The organism is Kribbella sp. WER1, assembly GCF_054189145.1.
Map to the genome: position 1 here is coordinate 6,803,757 of NZ_CM135186.1, position 16,006 is coordinate 6,819,762.

The window sequence follows — 16,006 nt, forward strand, 5'->3', positions numbered from 1 at the left end:
GACAAATGTACCAGTTGACATGTACAAATTGACATTAATCTGGAGGCGACCGACGGGAGACGAGCGATGCTGGACGTACTGGTGGTGGGTGCCGGGCCGACCGGTCTGACGCTCGCGACCGAGCTGACCCGCTGGGGTCTCGCGGTGCGGATCGTCGACCGATCACCGGGACCGCAGCCGGGGTCGCGCGGCTTCGGGATCAAGCCGCGGACGCTGGAGATCTTCGACAGCTTCGGCGTCGCGGACGAGTTCGTCGCGGCGACCGGGACGAACGGCCGGACCCGCGTGCAGCTCGGCGGCGCGCTGCTCGCCGACTTCACGATCGCGCCCGACCCGCCGACGCCGGCCCGGCCGTTCCCGAACTATGTGTCGCTGCCGCAGTACCGGACCGAGGCGATCCTCCGCGACGGGCTCGCGCGCCGCGGTGTCGAGGTGGAGTTCGGGACCGCGATGACCGGGTTCGTCGACGAGGGGGAGTCGGTGCTCGCGACGTTCGAAGACGGGTCGCGGGAGCGCGCGCGGTACCTGGTCGGCTGCGACGGCGGCCGGAGCGCGGTCCGCAAGGCGCTGGGGATCGGTTTCGAGGGGCGGACGGACGACGTACGGGCGTTGCTCGCGGACGTCGACGTGTCCGGGCTCGCGCAGCACGCCGTGCACATCTGGGGCGGGGACGACCACATGCTGGCGCTGCGCCCGTACCGCGAAGGCGAGCCGTGGCAGGCGATCGCGTCGATCGGCGCGGACGAGGAGCCGACGCTGGAGTGGTTGCAGCGGGCGGCCGTCGAGCGCAGCGGCGTACCGGAGCTGCGGGTCAGCAATCCACGGTGGCTGTCGGTGTGGCGGTACAGCCTGCGGATGGCGGAGCGGTACCGGGCTGGACGGGTGTTCCTGGCGGGGGATGCGGCGCATGTGCACAGTCCGTTCGGGGCGTTCGGGCTGAACACGGGCGTGCAGGACGCGTACAACCTCGGCTGGAAGCTGGCGCTCGTACTGCGGGGTGCTCCGGAGGCGCTGCTCGACACGTACGAGGAGGAGCGGCTACCGGTCGGGCGGGCGATCCTCGAGGAGAGCGACAAGCGGCTCGCGTCCGCGACCACGCCGCCGCGGCTGTTGCGGCCGATCCTCCCGCACATCGTGAAGCGGTTCCTCGCCCGGCAGAACAAGCGCGGCCGCAACGACCACCCGCGGTACCACGACTCGCCGCTGACCGTTCCGGGCAAGCGCCGGCTGCGGGCGGGGGACACCGCGCCGGACGGGACCGGACGCACCGCGGAGGGGTCGGTGCGGTTGTTCGAGCTGTTCCGGGAGCGGCGGTTCACCGTGCTCGCGATCGGGGTTCCGCCGGTGGACGGCGCGATCGCGATCGATGTCGAGGGCAACAGTTACCCGCGGTCCGGGTACGTGGTGGTGCGGCCGGACGGGTACGTCGCGGCGGTCACGGGTGACGCTGCCGAGGTGGCGGCGTACCTGCGGCGCTGGACCTCGTCGCTGATACTGGCCGGGTGACGGAGGAACAGACTGCTGAGGGACAGGCCGGGTATCGGCGGTCGGCGCGGTCGCCGCGGGGTGAGGCGCGGCGGCGGGAACTGCTCGACAAGGTGGCGGACGACCTCGGGACGAACGGGCTGGTCGACTTCTCGCTGCGGCGCGCGGCGCGGGCGGCCGGGACCACGCACAAGGTGCTGCTGTACCACTTCGATGGCCCCGAGGACCTGCTGACGCAGGCGGTTCTGCAGTTGCGCGAACGCCGGATCACGCGCGCGGTGTCGGCCGCGGCCGAGCGGGGTGGGTCGCTGGCCGAGCGGGTGCGGTCGATCTGGCCGACGCTGATCGGCGAGGAGTCGTGGGTGCTCGACCAGGCGATCGGCCTGGCGATGTACGACTCCGCGCGGTACGCCGATCTGGCCCGGTCGGCGTCGCGGCAGTACCTGCCGACGTTGCTGGCGTTGTGTCCGCAGGAGTGGGCGGCGGAGCGGCGTACAGAGGTGGCGGAGCTGATCCTGGGGACGTTGCGCGGGTTCCTGATCGAGTGGCGGACGAGCGGGGACGCGGCCGGGATCGAGGCCGGGTTCGCGGCGTTGACGCGGGCTTTGGAGCGCGAAGAACAGGCGTAGACAGATTTGCGAACCACATGGTTCACTTCAGGTATGCGCGAGAAGGTGAGCTTCACGAGTGCCGGAGTGGCGTGTGCGGGTTGGCACTACCCGGGGACCAACGGCGGGTGCGTGGTGATGACCGGCGGCTTCGGGGTCACGAAGGAGCCGGGGACGGATCGGTTCGCGGAGCGGTTCGCCGCGGCCGGATTCAGTGTGCTGGCGTTCGACCACCGCAACTTCGGGGAGAGTGCGGGGGAGCCGCGGCAGGTGGCGCAGGTGCGGGACCAGCTGGAGGACTGGCGGGCGGCGATCGCGTACGCGAAGACGCTGCCCGGGGTCGAGCGCGTGGGGATCTGGGCGTTCTCGCTGCCCGGCGGGTACGTCGTGCAGCTGGCGTCGGAGGACCTGGGGTTGTCCGCCGCGATCGCCCAGTCGGCCAACGTCGACGGGCCGGCTGTCACGCGCCACGCGTCGCAGTATCAGTCGCCCGGAAGCGCCTTGCGCCTGATCGGACGCGCGCTGCTGGACGTGGTCGGCGGGTGGCTGGGCCGTCCACCGCGCCTGGTCGACCTTGCCGGTCCTACCGGTACGGTCGCCCTCCTCAACACCCCCGATGCCCAGCTGGGCAGCGAAATCCTCAGCCCCGGCAACCGCTACCCCGACTGGCAACAGTCCATCGCCGCCCGCTCCGTACTCCCGGCCGTCTTCTACCGCCCAGCGAAGTACGCCCCACACGCCCGCTGCCCGATCCTGTACGTCGTCTGCCAGGACGACAAGTCAGCCCTGGCAACCCCCACCCTGAAAGCTGCCGCCACCACCCCCAAGGCGGAGGTCCTCCAAGTCCCCGGCAACCACTACGCCCCCTTCACCACCGCCCACGACCAGGTGGTCGAGAAGGAACTGACGTTCCTCCACACCCACCTCCTCCAACCCCCCACTCCCATCCAATCGTGGCAAACGGCCCACACCCCGTCCGCCGAGTCGTGAGAATGGGCGCGCGAAATCAACCCAGGTCCACGACTCGGCGAAGAGCGTCCGAGCCATTCGCCACGACTCGACGAGCGGCCGGGCCTGTGGTGGTGTGGGGCGGGCGTTGGCTACGTGGGTTCGATCGGGACGAGTGGCCAGCGGCGGGCGGTGGCGGCCAGGTCTTCGCGGCCGGCGGCTGTTAGTTGGGCGATCAGCTGAGTACGGGCTGTTTGTACGGCGGCTACTGCATCGGCTGACGTGGCGTGGGGGCCGGACCAGTTGCAGGTGGCGTCGCCGGCGTACCAGGCGCCGGCAGGGGAACGGCGTACGTGGGAGGTGGCCAGCCGTGCCGCGGGGAGGGGGACGCCGGCCAACTGCACCACCGCGTCGACGGCGACGACCTCGGCCGACAGGTCCAGGACCGGCTGGAGTTCGACCGCGTCCGTGTGGACGAACTGGTAGCCGGCGGGAGCTCGTTCCGTCAGCCAGGCGAAGGCGTTCGCCGCCACGGCGGCCAGTTCGGCGGACATTTCCGGGTCCAGCGTCTGGACGCCGCACACCCGCGGATCGGTCGGCCGTAGCGCAGCCTGGCACCGGCGTACCAGCATCTCCTCCGGCAGCGTCTGGCGACGCCCGACGATCCGCGACAGGCCGACGATGTCGAAGTTCAGCTCGTCCGGGGTCCGCTTCCGGCCGGGCTCGAACGCGGCGCCGGCCGGCGTACAGCGGGTCGTCCACGGGCCGACGTGCCACCGCGTCAGAGCTGTCATGCAGCCGACCCTACAAGCGGGCGATCAGGCCGGCCGGACCGGAGCCGGTACGCCGAACGTCTTCGCCAGGTCGTCGAGCATCGACCACGCGCCCTGCAGGCCGACCGCGGTCATCCAGGTCAGGTCGGACACGTCGTGCACCTTCGGCGCGAGCGGCTTCCACAGCGGGTTCGCCTTGAACTGTGCCGCGGTCTTCGCGCCCAGCCCCTTCTCGTCGTCGTACGTCGTCACGAAGATCGCGTCGGCGTCGGCGTCCTTGATCCGCTCCGGGCTGATCTCCAGCGCGAAGTCGTCGACGTCCTGCGCCTTCGGCCGCCGCAGGCCGGCGTCCTTCAGCACGATCCCGGAGTAGCTCGCGTTCCGGTACAGCCGGGTCGGCCCGTCGACGAACCGGACCACCGAGATCGTCGGGTTGTGCGCCTTGGTGTTGATCGCGTCGCCGACCGTCTTCGCGGCCTTCTCGTACGCCGAGATCTCCTTCTCCGCGAGGTCCTCCGCGCCGAGCGCCTTGGCCTCCAGCCGGATGTTGTCCTTCCAGGTGGCGCCGGTGGTCTCGGACATGATCGTCGGCGCGATCGCGGACAGCTGGTCGTAGAGCTTCTCGTGCCGGACCTTCGCGGTGATGATCAGGTCCGGGTTCAGCGCGGCGATCTTCTCCAGGTTCGGCTCGGCGAGCGTGCCGACGGACTCGGCCTCGGAGCCGTACGTCTTCCGGTCGTCGCCGAGGTAGTCGGGCAGCTGCCCGTTGATCGTGCGGTAGTCGGTGTAGCCGACGACCGGGGTGTCCAGGATCAGCGTCGCGTCGACGTAGCTGGTGTCGAGCGCGACCACCCGCTTCGGCTTGCTCTTGATCTCGGTCTTGCCCATCGCGTGCTCGACGGTCCGCGGGAATCCCTCACCGGCGGCACCGGCGGCGGCCGGGTCGTCGTCGGATCCGGACGAGCCGCACGCCGTCAACGCGAGAGCGGCAGCGACGAGCAGGGCGGTGATGCGGGGCAGGCGCACGGGTGTCTCCAGGTCGGCACGAGTGGCGGGTTAAGGTAGCTCTCCACCTCAGAAGTAAGGCAAACCTAACCATATGTCCCCGCCTGCCGCCCACCCAGCCGTGTCGCGCCCTTCGGCACCCCCGCCCTCCGCGGCGCCGCTCACCCGGCGGGCGCTGGCTCTGGGCATCCTCCTCGTGCTTCTGCTGCTGGCGTTCACCGCCAGCCTGGCGCTCGGCTCGCGGTGGCTCGGCCCGGGCGCCTTGTGGCACGCCTTGACCGCCAACAACGGCTCCGACCCCGACGTCATCGTCCGCAACCTCCGCTTCCCCCGCACGGTCGTCGCCGTCCTGATCGGCCTCTGCCTGGGCATCGCCGGCACCCTCATGCAAGGCCACACCCGCAACGCTCTCGCCGAGCCCGGCATCTTCGGCGTCAGCTCCGGCGCCGCGTTCGCCGTCGTACTCGGCCTGCAGTTGGGCCTCGTCGACTCGGTCTCGGCCACCGTCTGGGTCGCCCTCGTCGGCGCCCTGATCGCAACCTTCGCCGTCCAGCAACTGGCGTCCCGAGGCAACGGCGCCTCACCGGTCGGCCTGGCACTGACCGGCGCAGCCGTAGCCGCCATGCTCGGCGCTCTGACCTCGGCAATCGTCCTGCTCGACGCCAACACCTTGGACAGCTACCGCTTCTGGGCCGTCGGCTCGGTCGCCGGCCGCGGCCTCGACGTCGCCGGCCAGGTCCTGCCGTTCGCAGCCATCGGCCTGCTCCTGGCCGCCGTCAACGCCCGCGACCTCGACCTCCTGGCCCTCGGCGACGACGTAGCCGCCGGCCTCGGTCTGTCGGTACGCCGCGCCCGCCTCGTCGGCCTCGCCGCGATCGGGCTCCTCACCGCGGCCGGTGTCGCCGCCTGCGGCCCGATCGGCTTCCTCGGTCTGCTGTCCGGCCATGTCGCGCGCCGGATCTTCGGCGCCCGCACCACCTGGCTCCTCCCGGCCGCGGGCCTGATCGGCGCGACCACGCTGGTCCTCGCGGATCTCGTCGGCCGGCTCGTCGGCGGCGCGGGCGAGGTCCAGGCGGGCGTCGTCCTCGGCATCGTCGGCGCCCCGATGTTCGTGCTCGTCGTACGGCGCCGGGCGGTGGCCCTGTGAGGTCCCGCACCGTCGTACTGAGCGTCCTCTTCGCGGCCCTCGCGGTCGCGATCGCGGTGCTGTCGTTGAGCGTCGGTACGACGAAGCTCCCGGTCGCGGACGTGGTTGATGTACTGCTCGGTGGCGGCCGTCGCGGGACCCGGCTCGTGGTACTGGAACTGCGCCTGCCGCGGGTCGCGACCGGTCTGCTGGTGGGGATCGCGTTCGCGGTGTCCGGCGCGTTGCTGCAGACGTTGTCGCGCAATCCGCTGGCCAGTCCGGACATCGTCGGCGTGAACTCGGGCGCGTCCGCCGGCGCGGTCGCGGTGATCGTGCTCGCGGGCACGGGCGGCGGCAACATCTCCGGCGTCGCCGCGAAGGTCGGGATCCCGCTGGCGGCCGTGCTCGGCGGGCTGCTCGCGACGTTGATCGTCGGCGCACTGTCGGTCCAGCGAGGCATGGTGGACGCGGGGAAAGTCGTGCTGATCGGCGTCGGGATCGCGGCCGCGGCGAACTCGCTGGTTGCCTGGTTGCTGGTGATCGGTGACGTGAACGACGCGGGCCGGGCGGCCGCCTGGCTGGCCGGTTCGCTGAACGCGCGGGCCTGGAGCGACGCGATCCCGGTCCTGATCGCGGTCGTGCTGTTGTTGCCGGTAGCAATGATGTTCAACCGGGACCTGTCCGCGTTGGTGCTCGGTGACGACGTGGCCTCGGCGCTCGGCGTCCGGGTGGCGCGAATTCGCCTGGCGCTGCTGGTAATAGCCACCGTGCTGGCCGCCATGGCGACCGCCGGGGCCGGCCCTGTCGCTTTCGTCGCGCTGGTGGCACCACAGGTCGCCCAGCGGCTCACAAGGATGGAGCGGCCGCCCTTGCTGACCACGGCGATGCTGGGCGCGCTCTTTGTCGTCCTGGCGGATCTGCTCGCGCGGAACGGTTTGCAATGGGCTCAGGTCGGCCCGTACGAGCTACCGGTCGGCGTGGTCACGGCTGCGTGCGGAGCGCCGTACCTGCTTCATCTCATCGGTCGTCAGCAGAAGGGGCGCTAATGCACGTCGAGAACCTCACCCTGGCGTACGACGCTGCTGTGCCGGTGGTGGACGGCCTGACGGTGGAGGTGCCGTCGGGTCGGCTGACCGCGATCGTGGGTCCTAACGGGTCCGGCAAGTCGACACTGCTGCGGGGGATGAGCCGGCTGCTCACACCGGTTCGAGGGCAGGTGTTGCTGGACGGGAAGGACATCCACCAACTGCCGGCGCGTGAACTGGCCAGACAGCTCGGTGTGCTGCCGCAAGGCCCGGTCACTCCGGAAGGGATCACGGCGGCCGAGCTGGTGTCCAGAGGACGGCACCCGCACCGCGGGCTCTTCGGACGACTGACCGTGGAGGACAACGCCGCCATTGACGAGGCCCTGGCCGCTGTTGAGCTCACGGAGCTCCGTGAGCGCCCGGTTGACCAGCTGTCCGGTGGGCAACGCCAGCGTGTCTGGATCGCCATGGTGCTGGCCCAAGGTACGCAGCACCTCCTGCTCGACGAGCCCACGACGTACCTGGACCTCGCACACGCGGTGGACGTGATGAACGTCGTCCACGCAGCAGCCACGACAGGGCGGACCGTTGTGGTCGTGCTGCACGACCTGACGCTGGCAGCGCAGTACGCCGACCACCTGGTCGTGATGGGCGACGGCCGGATCGCCGCGGAGGGCCGACCGGTCGACGTACTCACGGCTGCCCTCCTGGACGACGTGTTCGGGCTCAAGGCCACCGTGGTGGAAGTAGGTGGCGCGCCGGTGGTTGTGCCTGATCGGCTGCACCACCTGCCCGGGTCGGGTTAATTGGTCTATACAGGCTGGCTCGAAAGGATTGTCGGGTCCGGCGCGGCCACGGAGGCTTGGCGGCATGCGCTGGACACGAGTAGTGGTGGCGAGTGGACTGATGGTGACGACGACGGGGTTGGCGCCCTTGGCGCACGCGGCCGGCGCGACACCGGGCATGTGGACCGAGACGTCGTACAACTCGGTCTTCAAGGACAGCGGGCGGTCACCGGAGGCGGGCGACGACATCCGGCTGGACACCGCGAAGAACGACTACGAGGCAGCGCAGATCGTACTGCGCGGACCGGCCGCGTTCACCGTGAACGGCGTGGACTTCAGCGCGCTGCAGGGGACCGGCGACGCCATCGCGGCGAGCGAGATCAGCTACAACCCCGTCGGGTACGAGTACCTGGACCACAACTCGTACAACGGCTGGGAGCCGGACAACTTCGTCGTACCGACGACCCGGACCGCGCCGGGCGACTTCCCGGACCGGCTGCTGAACCAGCCGGGTATCGACGTACCGGCGAACCAGACGCAGTCGATCTGGGTCCGGGTGCACGTGCCCGCGACCGCGAAGGGCGGCATCTACAGCGGCCACGCCACCGTCCGTACGACGAACGGCAACCTGAACGTCCCGATCCGCGTGAACGCACGGAACGTGGTGATCCCGCCGGCCAACCAGAGCGAGTTCACCAACGTGATGTGGACGAACTTCCTCGGCCTGACCTCGTGGGACATGGGTCAGGGCGACACCGTGAAGCTGTTCTACGGGCACGACCGGTACTCGCCGCAGTGGTGGCAGCTGATCGACAACTGGGCCGACACAATGAAGCGGTACCGGCAGAACAGCCTGCAGCTGCCGCTGGTCAACCTGCTCACCGACGGCGGCAGCAAGGTCGATGCCACCGGCAACTACACGTTCAACTTCGACCGCTTCGACCAGGTCGTGCAGCGGTTCCTGGACAAGGGCGTGGTGAACCGGCTGGAGGGCTTCACCGGCGCCGGCCCGCAGAACCCCGACCACAACCCGCAGTACCCGCGGTACCTGCAGGAGGTGACGCCCAAGGAGACCGGGCGGCAGCTGCCGGACTTCGTGTACTGGGACTCGCCGGAGGCCGACAACTGGTACAAGCAGTTCTATCCGGCGCTGCGGCAGCACCTGGCCGACAAGGGCTGGTCGAGCATGTTCTGGATGCACGTCGGCGACGAGCCGGGGGCCGGCGGCGACCCGGGCTGGTTCGGGATCGCGAACAAGCTGCGGCAGTACTGGCCGGACGTGAAGATCGGTGACGCGGTCGTGAACGACCTGGCCGCGCGGGTCGCGCACGCCGAGGACATAGTCATCCCGAACCTGTTCACGTACACCGCGAACCCGAAGCCGTTCGACGACGAGCGCAAGGCCGGAAAGCCGCTGTGGTTCTACAACTGCAACATCCCGGCCGGCAACCACCTGAACAGGTTCATCGACCAGCCCGAGTGGGACCAGCGGCAGACCATGTGGCTCGCGTACGGCAAGGGCGCGACCGGGTACCTGCACTGGGCGTACGGCAACTGGCAGTTCAAGATGAGCGACCAGACCGTCAAGGGCGACGGCTACATCGTCCGCCCGGACACCGTGCACAACACAGTCGAGGCCTCGCCGCGGTACGAGTCGTTGAGGGACGGCATGGAGGACTGGGAGGTTCTCAACCACCTCGGCAAGACCAACCCGGGGCTGGCACACGACCTGGCGACCGCCGTGGTGCAGGCCAGCGACAAGTACTCGCCTGACGTGAGCTACATGCAGCGTGTCCGCGCTCTTGCACTCGACGCGGCGGCAGGGCTGCCCGTAACAGGTCTCAAGGCCACCAAGACCACCCTTGCGAACGGTGTGCAGCTCGACCTGGGCCGTCAGGCGCAGGTGGACGGCGTAAAGCTGCACTGGGGCGCGACCTGGGCCAGCAAGTACCACGTGCAGATCTCGTACGACGGGACGAAGTGGGCCGAGGCCGCGAACCGTACGGACGACCCTGCGGACGACCTGGCCAAACCGGGTGGCGACGACTTCCTCGGGATCAACGCGAAGACTCGGTACGTCCGCATCACGGTGGACGGGACCGCGCCGTACGACCTGCAGACCGTGGACGTGGTGGGGCATCACCTGTTGCAGCAGAACCTCGCGGGCGGGAAGACGTACACGAAGACCGCGCCGTCCACACGCTTCCCGGACGCGGGTAACGAGGCGACGGACGGCGTGCTGGGCGACAACTGGGGCGACGGGAAGCAGTTCGGGTACGAGCTGGCCAAGGTCGGCGACAGCGTGCATCCCACGGTCAACATCGACCTCGGGTGGGCGCAGACCATCGGTACGGTACGGGTGCACGCGTACGAGGAGTACCCGGACTACCGGCCCGACCAGATCACGGTCGCGACCAGTACGGACGGTACGAACTTCACCAACCGCGGCAGCGTCTCGTCGGTGAACGGCGCCTCGCGGATCTGGTACGACATCGGGATCGCGCCGACGAAGGCCCGGTGGGTCCGGCTGACGTTCGACAAGACGATGCACAACAAGTACCAGACCGGCTTGTTCGTCGACGAGATCGAGGCGTACGGCGCCGGCCATGCGGGTGACGTGGTCCCGGGCGCAACGGCGTACCAGTGGAACGACGCAGGGGGTGCCGGACACGAGGTGATCTTCGCCCCGACCGCGGCCGGCACCATGGGGCGCTGGGACTGGAGTGGGGCGGCAGGGCTGAAGCGTGACGACCTCGGCGGAGGCCCTGTCGCCGGTAAGAGCACCGGGTACGCCTGGGAGAACCAGCAGCACGCCGTGGCCCGAAGTACGACGGGAACGCTGCTGCACTGGTGGTGGATCGAGGGCGAACCAGCAGCGCACTACGCGGACTGGGGAGGTGACGCGGCCGGTGATCCGGCCGCGGTCGTCTGGTCCGGCCAGCAACACATCTTCGCCCGCTCTTCGACCGGGGGTCTCACGCACTGGTGGTGGGACCCCGCGGACGGCCAGTTGCGCCTCGACAGCTGGGGCGGTGCGCCCGGCCCGATCGTGGGTACTCCGTCGACGTACGTGTGGGACAACCAGCTGCACGTGGTCGCTCGTGGCGCAGACAATCACTTGTATCACTGGTGGTGGCAGCTGGGTTCCTTCGAACCACAGTTCGCCGACTGGGGCGGGGAGGCGTACTCCGACCCCACGACGTTCGTCTGGAACGGACAGCAGCATGTGTACACGCAAGCCGCGGACGGGCAGCTCTACCACTGGTACTGGGACGCCGGTGACGGTCTGCACCAGGTCGAATGGGGAGGCGCTCCGGCGAAGTTCGCCGGGGCGCCGTCGGCGTTCAAAACCGCGACCCAGCAGCACGTGGTCGCCCGTGGCCCCGGCAACACGCTCTACCACTGGTGGTGGGACCAGGGCACCAGCAAGGTGACCTGGGAGGACCTAGGCGGGCAGGTGTACGCCGATCCGGTGGCGTTCGCGTTCGCTGACCAGCATCAGTATTTCGCCCAGAGCGGAACCGGAACGCTGTACCACTGGTGGTGGACGCCGCAGGACGGCTGGCACCAGAACGACTGGGGCGGATCGGTGCAGGTCCCGGCCTGAAAACTGTCGGTGCCGCCGGGGAACATCGCGAGCATGAGTCGATTCGCTTCCCAGGCGTCACCGACCGGTAATTTTCTGGTCGGTTGTCCAGCCCCCGACCCGGAGCTAGGTTCGCTGACGTGACCTCGCCCGGTGGTTTCCCGGCGACGACTCCGATCGGCTCCCGGGCCGAGGCGGAGGGTTACGTCGCGATGGTCTGTTTCAAGCACGGTCCACCTCGGCTGTACGGCGTCGAGCTCGAGTGGACCGTGCATCACGCGGAAGATCCGCACCGGCCGCTCGACGCCGGCCAACTGAGCAAAGCCCTGGGCGAGCACGCCCCCGCGACCCTGGTCCGCGGCAGCCCGCAGCTGCCGTTGCGCCGGGGCGCTCTGGTCACCGTGGAGCCCGGTGGCCAGGTGGAGATCTCCGGTCCCGCGACCGACTCGATCCCACGGCTGATCGACGACACCGCCGCCGACGCCGCCGAGCTCACCTGCTTGCTTCTGGACGCCGACCTGGTCCCGGGCGGCTACGGCCTGGATCCGTTCCGGGCCCCTCGAAGGATCCTCACCGTCCCGCGCTACGCCGCGATGGAACACGCGTTCCAGCGGCTCGGACCGCACGGCCCGCGGATGATGTGCAGCACCGCCGGTCTGCAGATCTGCCTCGACGCCGGCACCGGACCGGACGCGGCGGACGGCGACCGGACCGCGCTGCGCTGGCGCGCGCTGCACGACCTCGGTCCCGCGCTCGTCGGGCTGTTCGCCAACTCCCGGCGGCGGGCCGGCTCCGACACCGGCTGGGCCTCGGCCCGGACCGAGGCCACCTTCGGTACCTGTGCCCCGTTCACCGAACCACCGCCTCTGGACGGCGACCCGGCGGCCGCGTGGGCGCGGACGGCGATGGAGGCACCGGTGCTCTGCCTGCGCCGGGGCGATACCTGGGACGCCCCGGAGGGGCTGACCTTCGGCGCCTGGGCGGATGGGCAGCTGCCCGGCGACAGGCCGACGTACGACGACCTCGACTACCACCTGTCCACGCTGTTCCCGCCGGTCCGGCCGCGCGGGTATCTCGAGGTGCGCTACCTCGACGCGCAGCCGGGGGACGGGTGGATCGCCCCGACCCTGCTGCTCACCGCGCTGATGTCCGCACCGCTCGACCAGGTGCTGGCCGCCGCCGAGCCCGCCGCCGGCCGCTGGTTCCCGGCCGCGCGCGAAGGCCTCCGGGACCGGCTGGTTCTGCGCGCCGCGCGCGACGTCGTGGCACTCGGCGCCGCGGTCCTGGACCGGACCGGCGCTGATCCCGAACTCACCGCTGCCGTCGCGACCCGGCTGCAGCGCATCGTCGACACCACCCGAGGAAGGCGAGCTTCATGAACCACCAACTGTCCGACCTGTCGCCCGAGGGCCTGCGCGCCTTCGTGGGGGAGCAGCTGGAGCGGTCCCGGGCGCGGACCGTGCAGCTGACCGACGCGGTCGACACCGACGACCTGGTCAAGCAGCACTCCAAGCTGATGTCACCACTCGTCTGGGACTACGCCCACGTCGGAAACCAGGAGGAGCTCTGGCTGGTCCGTGACGTCGGCGGCCGCGAGCCGCTGCGGCAGGACATCGACGAGCTGTACGACGCGTTCCAGCATGCGCGGGCGGACCGTCCCGCACTGCCGCTGCTCGGCCCGACGGAGACCCGCGCTTACGTCAACGAAGTACGGGACAAGGTCCTGGACGTGCTGGACCATGTGAAGTTCGACGGCGGGCGCGAGCTGGTGGACAACGCGTTCGCGTTCGGGATGATCGCGCAGCACGAGCAGCAGCACGACGAGACGATGCTCGCGACCCACCAGCTGCGGACCGGCGCGCCGGTGCTGGACGCGCCGCCGCCGCCTGCTGGGCGGGTGTTGCCGGCGGCCGAGGTGCTGGTGCCGGGCGGGGTGTTCGAGATGGGTACGTCGATCGAGCCGTGGGCGCTGGACAACGAGCGGCCGGCGCATGCCGTCGAGGTGAAGCCGTACGTGATCGACACCGTGCCGGTGACGAACGGGGACTACCTGCGGTTCGTGCTCGGTGGCGGGTACTCGGATCCACGGTGGTGGTCCGACGCCGGGTGGGCGCACGTGCGGACGGCGTCGCTGGTCGGGCCGCGGTTCTGGTCCCAGGACGACGGGGAGTGGTGGCGGCTGCGGTTCGGTCACCGCGAGCGGCTGCCGCTGGACGAGCCGGTGATGCACGTCTGCTTCTACGAGGCGGAGGCGTACGCGAAGTGGGCCGGGAAGCGGCTGCCGACCGAGGAGGAGTGGGAGTTCGCGGCGCGCTTCGACCCCGCGTCCGGGCGGACCAGGCGCTTCCCGTGGGGTGACGAGTCGCCCGGTCCGCAGCACGCGAACCTCGGCCAGCGGCACCTCGCGCCCGCACCCGTCGGGGCGTATCCGGCCGGAGCGTCGCCGCTCGGGGTCGAGCAGCTGATCGGCGACCTGTGGGAGTGGACGTCGAGCGACTTCCGCCCGTATCCCGGATTCCGTGCGTGGCCGTACGACGAGTACTCGCTGGTGTTCTTCGGGCCGGACTACAAGATCCTCCGCGGCGGCTCCTTCGGCACCGACGAGGTGGTTGCCCGCGGCACCTTCCGGAACTGGGACTACCCGATCCGCCGGCAGATCTTCGCCGGCTTCCGCTGCGCCCGCGACCCGCGCCCCGAAGAACTCCGCTGATGTGCCGCCACCTGGCCTACCTCGGCCCACCCGTCAGCCTCTCCTCGCTGATCCTCGACCCCACCCACTCCCTGTACGAACAGAGCTGGGCGCCGTCGGACATGCGCGGCGGCGGCTCGGTGAACGTGGACGGCTTCGGCCTCGGCTGGTATCCCGAGCGGGATGCCGCCGTGTCCGGCGGGCCGGTGCGCTACCGGCGGGACGTGCCGATCTGGACCGACGAGAACCTGCCCGGGCTGGCCGGCGCGATCCGGTCCGGTGCGGTCCTCGCCGCCGTACGCAACGGGACGGTCGGGATGCCGTACGGGCCGTCGGCGGTCGCGCCGTTCGCCTCGGGCGACTGGCTGTTCAGCCACAACGGGCGGATCGCCGGCTGGCCGGACGCGACACTCAAGCTGGCCGAGCAGTTGCCGGTTGCCGACCTGCTCGGCCTCGACGCGCCGACCGACTCCGTCTTCCTCTGGGCCTTGATCACGCGGCGGCTCGCCGACGGCGAACCGCCCGCCGACGCGCTCGCGGCTGTCGTCCGCGAAGTGGAGGCCGTCGCGCCGGGGTCCCGGCTCAACTTCTTGCTGACCGACGGGGAGCAGGTGATCGCGACGACCTGGACTCACGCGCTCCACGTCCGTCGCGCCGCGGACTCCGTCACCGTCGCCTCCGAACCGTTCGGCGACGGCGACTGGCACGCAGTACCCGACCGTTCGCTGCTCGTGGCCACCGCCACCACCGTGCAGATCACCCCGATGGAAGGACACCCGTGACCCTCATCGACGTACAGCTGACCCCGGACTACGCCGCCCGCGCCCTCCGCGACGACGTCCGTGCGGGGTTGTCGGCGACGCCGAAGTGGTTGCCGCCGAAGTGGTTCTACGACGCGCGGGGGAGTGAGCTGTTCGAGCAGATCACCCGCCTGCCGGAGTACTACCCGACCCGCGCCGAGCGCGAGATCCTGCGGACCCGCGCAGCCGAGATCGCGACGCTCACCAACGCACACACCCTGGTGGAGCTCGGCTCCGGCTCCTCGGAGAAGACCCGGCTGCTGCTGGACGGGCTCCGCGACCATGGCACGCTGACGAGTTTCGTACCCCTCGACGTCTCGGAGACCGCGCTCCGGGAGGCGTCCGACGCGATCAACGCCGACTACCCGACCGTCGACGTCCATGGTGTCGTCGGCGACTTCACCGCGCATCTCGACAAGCTGCCGGGCGACCCGCCGCGGCTGGTCGCGTTCCTCGGCGGCACGATCGGCAATCTGATCCCGGCCGAGCGCGAGACGTTCTACCGGGCGATCCGCGACGTCCTCGAGCCGGGCGAGTACCTGCTGCTCGGTACGGATCTGGTGAAGGACCCGGCGACGCTGGTCGCGGCGTACGACGACGCGGCGGGGGTGACGGCGGAGTTCAACAAGAACGTCCTGCGGGTGATCAACCGGCAGCTCGGCGCGGACTTCGACGTCGACGCGTTCGAGCACCTGGCGATCTGGGACCCGGAGAACGAGTGGATCGAGATGCATCTGCGGGCGACCCGCGCGATGCAGGTGCTGGTCCCGGAGATCCACCTGGAGGTCGGGTTCGCGGCCGGGGAGGAGATCAGTACCGAGATCTCCGCCAAGTTCCACCGCTCCGGCGTCGAGGCCGAACTCGACAAAGCGGGCTTCACCCCGGCCGCATGGTGGACCGACGACGAAGCCCGCTTCGCATTGTCACTGTGGGAGGCTATCTAGCGGACGCCGCCAAAAGGACACCGCTTCGCGGCGGCTGCCTGTTGGCCGCCTTCGGCGGCGTGCTGCCGCCGCCGGGCGGGACGTATGCGTCGTGGGCGACTGCTCTCGCGCGTGCGGGCCGCGCGGGTCAGGCGCTCGACGAAGCGGAAGGTCAACGCTGCAACAGCCCTGGGTTCGAGAGCCACATCGAGCTGTCACCCGTTGAGAAGCCATCGTCATCACGCGAGATTCG

Annotated in this window: 13 protein-coding genes; 11 read left to right on the plus strand and 2 right to left on the minus strand. The window is 70.2% G+C overall.

What is annotated here, in order from left to right:
* The first annotated feature begins 66 nt into the window (after positions 1–66).
* Genes ACXJJ3_RS33375 through ACXJJ3_RS33385 form a run of 3 tightly spaced genes read left to right on the plus strand, consistent with a single transcriptional unit; the run spans position 67 to position 3,083 of the window.
* Positions 67–1,506 (plus strand): FAD-dependent monooxygenase, encoded by a 1,440-nt coding sequence (locus ACXJJ3_RS33375; protein ID WP_458165853.1) that lies wholly within the window; start codon positions 67–69, stop codon positions 1,504–1,506.
* The gene (locus ACXJJ3_RS33380; protein ID WP_458165854.1) at positions 1,503–2,114 is read left to right on the plus strand and encodes a hypothetical protein; all 612 of its coding nucleotides are present in this window, start codon (positions 1,503–1,505) and stop codon (positions 2,112–2,114) included. The genes ACXJJ3_RS33375 and ACXJJ3_RS33380 overlap by 4 nt, the downstream gene beginning before the upstream one ends.
* A gap of 33 nt (positions 2,115–2,147) precedes the next feature.
* Positions 2,148–3,083: an alpha/beta hydrolase gene (locus tag ACXJJ3_RS33385; RefSeq protein WP_458165856.1), complete on the plus strand. Its 936-nt coding sequence runs from the start codon at positions 2,148–2,150 to the stop codon at positions 3,081–3,083.
* Between the two features lie 110 nt (positions 3,084–3,193).
* Here ACXJJ3_RS33385 and ACXJJ3_RS33390 read toward each other — a convergent pair whose 3' ends face one another.
* Complete coding sequence (locus tag ACXJJ3_RS33390; protein WP_458165857.1) at positions 3,194–3,835, minus strand: hypothetical protein; 642 nt, start codon at positions 3,833–3,835, stop codon at positions 3,194–3,196.
* Positions 3,836–3,859: 24 nt separating this feature from the next.
* A complete protein-coding gene (locus tag ACXJJ3_RS33395) occupies positions 3,860–4,840 on the minus strand; it encodes an ABC transporter substrate-binding protein (protein WP_458165858.1) in 981 nt (326 codons plus the stop codon).
* A gap of 175 nt (positions 4,841–5,015) precedes the next feature.
* On the opposite strand from ACXJJ3_RS33395, the gene ACXJJ3_RS33400 reads away from it, so the two are divergent.
* The 8 genes from ACXJJ3_RS33400 to egtD all read left to right on the plus strand — a co-directional run bounded on the left by ACXJJ3_RS33400 (position 5,016) and on the right by egtD (position 15,774).
* Positions 5,016–5,966, plus strand: coding sequence for a FecCD family ABC transporter permease (locus ACXJJ3_RS33400; RefSeq protein WP_458165859.1), 951 nt, complete (start codon positions 5,016–5,018; stop codon positions 5,964–5,966).
* A complete protein-coding gene (locus tag ACXJJ3_RS33405; RefSeq protein WP_458165860.1) occupies positions 5,963–6,991 on the plus strand; it encodes a FecCD family ABC transporter permease in 1,029 nt (342 codons plus the stop codon). Before ACXJJ3_RS33400 ends, ACXJJ3_RS33405 begins: the two co-directional genes overlap by 4 nt.
* Positions 6,991–7,776: an ABC transporter ATP-binding protein gene (locus tag ACXJJ3_RS33410; protein WP_458165861.1), complete on the plus strand. Its 786-nt coding sequence runs from the start codon at positions 6,991–6,993 to the stop codon at positions 7,774–7,776. Before ACXJJ3_RS33405 ends, ACXJJ3_RS33410 begins: the two co-directional genes overlap by 1 nt.
* Positions 7,777–7,840: 64 nt before the next feature.
* Positions 7,841–11,362, plus strand: a complete 3,522-nt coding sequence (locus ACXJJ3_RS33415; RefSeq protein WP_458165862.1) for a glycoside hydrolase domain-containing protein — start codon at positions 7,841–7,843, stop codon at positions 11,360–11,362.
* Positions 11,363–11,481: 119 nt separating this feature from the next.
* Positions 11,482–12,720, plus strand: coding sequence for a glutamate-cysteine ligase family protein (locus tag ACXJJ3_RS33420; RefSeq protein WP_458165863.1), 1,239 nt, complete (start codon positions 11,482–11,484; stop codon positions 12,718–12,720).
* Positions 12,717–14,051, plus strand: coding sequence for an ergothioneine biosynthesis protein EgtB (egtB, locus tag ACXJJ3_RS33425; protein WP_458165864.1), 1,335 nt, complete (start codon positions 12,717–12,719; stop codon positions 14,049–14,051). Before ACXJJ3_RS33420 ends, egtB begins: the two co-directional genes overlap by 4 nt.
* Entirely contained in the window at positions 14,051–14,812 is a 762-nt protein-coding gene (gene egtC, locus ACXJJ3_RS33430) for an ergothioneine biosynthesis protein EgtC (protein WP_458165866.1), read from the plus strand. Before egtB ends, egtC begins: the two co-directional genes overlap by 1 nt.
* Entirely contained in the window at positions 14,809–15,774 is a 966-nt protein-coding gene (gene egtD / locus ACXJJ3_RS33435) for an L-histidine N(alpha)-methyltransferase (RefSeq protein WP_458165867.1), read from the plus strand. The genes egtC and egtD overlap by 4 nt, the downstream gene beginning before the upstream one ends.
* The last annotated feature ends 232 nt before the right edge of the window (positions 15,775–16,006 follow it).

Bases quoted from the DNA above. Each gene is read 5' to 3' on its own strand.
- ACXJJ3_RS33415 (WP_458165862.1), top strand. From the start codon at position 7,841: ATGCGCTGGACACGAGTAGTGGTGGCGAGTGGACTGATGGTGACGACG.
- ACXJJ3_RS33390 (WP_458165857.1), bottom strand. From the start codon at position 3,835: ATGACAGCTCTGACGCGGTGGCACGTCGGCCCGTGGACGACCCGCTGT.
- ACXJJ3_RS33385 (WP_458165856.1), top strand. From the start codon at position 2,148: ATGCGCGAGAAGGTGAGCTTCACGAGTGCCGGAGTGGCGTGTGCGGGT.
- ACXJJ3_RS33410 (WP_458165861.1), top strand. From the start codon at position 6,991: ATGCACGTCGAGAACCTCACCCTGGCGTACGACGCTGCTGTGCCGGTG.
- egtB (WP_458165864.1), top strand. From the start codon at position 12,717: ATGAACCACCAACTGTCCGACCTGTCGCCCGAGGGCCTGCGCGCCTTC.
- egtC (WP_458165866.1), top strand. From the start codon at position 14,051: ATGTGCCGCCACCTGGCCTACCTCGGCCCACCCGTCAGCCTCTCCTCG.
- ACXJJ3_RS33375 (WP_458165853.1), top strand. From the start codon at position 67: ATGCTGGACGTACTGGTGGTGGGTGCCGGGCCGACCGGTCTGACGCTC.